The organism is Sulfuricaulis sp., assembly GCF_049587675.1.
GTDB lineage: Bacteria > Pseudomonadota > Gammaproteobacteria > Acidiferrobacterales > Sulfurifustaceae > Sulfuricaulis.
The window spans coordinates 1-1,976 of the sequence record NZ_JBAVEJ010000106.1 but is presented as its reverse complement, the minus strand read 5'-3'; the positions used below and the strand labels follow the sequence as shown (position 1 = coordinate 1,976).

The window sequence follows — 1,976 nt, the reverse complement described above, 5'->3', positions numbered from 1 at the left end:
GTATCGAGTCTGCGATCATTGCTAGTACCCACTTTTCTTCGTAGGTGAGTCATGATTCAAGATCTGGATGATTCCCAAAGCAAGAGAGGTTCGGCTCAAGCCGAAGGTACGCAAGGTGCTTGAGGCGCGCTGCCGGGCACCGACCAGCGCGCAGCGCGACGTGAAGCGGGCGCGCATAGTGTTGCTGGCGGCTGCGGGCCGCAGCACGCGTTCGATCGCCGAGGAAGTGGGGGTTCAGCCGCGCATCGTCAGCAATTGGCGGCGGCGCTTTGCCGACCACGGCCTTGATGGGCTGAAGGACCGTCCCCGGGCGGGCAAGAAGCCGATCTACGGCAAGGCTACGAACAAGCGCATTCTGGCGCTTCTGGATAAGTCGCCGCCTGCGGGCTATGCCCGGTGGACGGGTCCGCTGCTGGCCAAGGCGTTGGGCGACGTTGATGTTCAGTATGTCTGGCGCTTCCTGCGCGAGCACAATATTGACCTCGCCGCCCGCAAGTCGTGGTGCGAGAGCAACGACCCCGCGTTTGTGGCGAAAGCCGCCGATGTGGTCGGTCTTTATGTCGATCCGCCCGCCAAGGCGATTGTTCTCTGTATCGACGAAAAGCCTTCGATCCAGGCCTTGGAGCGGGCGCAAGGCTATTTGAAACTGCCGAACGGACGCGCCTTGACCGGCCAAAGCCACGACTACAAGCGGCACGGCACCACGACATTGTTCGCAGCGCTCGAAGTCGCCACCGGCAGGATCATCGCGGCGCATTCCAAGCGGCGTCGCCGTGTCGAGTTCCTCGGCTTCATGAACGGAATCGTTGCCGCCTTCCCGGACCGCGAGCTTCACGTCATCGTCGACAATCTTAATACGCATAAGAAAAACGAGCGCTGGCTCAGGAAGCATCCCAACGTCCATTTCCATTTCACCCCAACCCGGTCGTCGTGGCTCAATCAGGTCGAAACATGGTTTTCGATCCTGCAGGGCCAGTCACTGAACGGCGCCTCCTTCACCGCCGTCGAGCAATTGCAGGAGCACATCGATGCTTTCATCGCGGCATACAACGAGACAGCCGAGCCATTCGCCTGGACCAAGAAAAAGGTCCACCAGCGACGGTTCAAAAATCGCCGTATCACTCAACTCTGATTCCGGGTACTAGCGCGCGATTTCCAAATCCGATCATCCCCGCAGCAGAATCAGGCTCAATCCCGCTACAGCATCATGCCGCCGACCGCTGACTTGGGCTTATTGCCGCAGGCCTCTGCAAACAATTTCGATCGCAAATCTGGTAAAATATGGATTAGCCGTCGCGGCATGCGCATTGTTGCCGTGCGTTTATGCCGATACAAGAGTGAGCTGCGAAGAAGAAACTGCAGATGCAAAAGGCGCCACAAAGGGGAGGGCGCATATGAGGGAGGAAAAGTGATGACATCTGTTAAGAACATGATGATCGCGATGGCTTTCGCCGTTCTGCTCGGCGGAGCTGCGCAGGCGCAACCTTTTCAGTTGACACTTGCGGGTGCGAGCCCCGGCGGCTTGTGGTCGACCATCGGGGTCGGCATCGACAAGGCGCTCGCCAAGGCCTACCCCGGCTCCACGGTGACCTACCAGACCGGATCCGGCGGCCTCGCCAACGCCAAGCTGGTCTCCGACGGCAAGGTCCCCATGGGGATCGCCGCCGACATGGAGCTCACCGCCGCCTATCGCGGCACCGGCCCGTTCAAGGGACATCCGCTGAAGAATCTGCGCACGCTGTTCCGCACCTATTCGGCGCAAAGCCGATTCCAGTACGACTACGTTCTGGTGAACGGCGACGTCGCCAAGAAGTACGACATCAAGACCATGGCCGATCTCAAGAAGCATGCGGGAGACATCCGCATCGCCTTCAACCGGCCGGGCAACATGGATGGCGACATCGGCATCGCCATCGTCGAGGACAGCGGCATCCCCCTCAAGAGTTTCAAACAGGTGGTTCGCGCCGCCTCCAAGG

General features: G+C 59.9%; 2 protein-coding genes. Both read left to right on the top strand.

Going from position 1 to position 1,976, the window contains the following annotated elements; translation table 11 throughout:
- Positions 1 to 67 precede the first annotated feature (67 nt).
- The gene (locus WB402_RS05615; RefSeq protein ID WP_424205934.1) at positions 68 to 1,132 is read left to right on the top strand and encodes an IS630 family transposase; all 1,065 of its coding nucleotides are present in this window, start codon (positions 68 to 70) and stop codon (positions 1,130 to 1,132) included.
- A gap of 279 nt (positions 1,133 to 1,411) precedes the next feature.
- Positions 1,412 to 1,976: TAXI family TRAP transporter solute-binding subunit (locus WB402_RS05610; RefSeq protein ID WP_424205932.1), on the top strand; the 565-nt coding region annotated here is incomplete at its 3' end.

Excerpts from the sequence above, each read along its gene's own strand:
- WB402_RS05615 (WP_424205934.1), top strand. The coding sequence starts at position 68 with ATGATTCCCAAAGCAAGAGAGGTTCGGCTCAAGCCGAAGGTACGCAAG.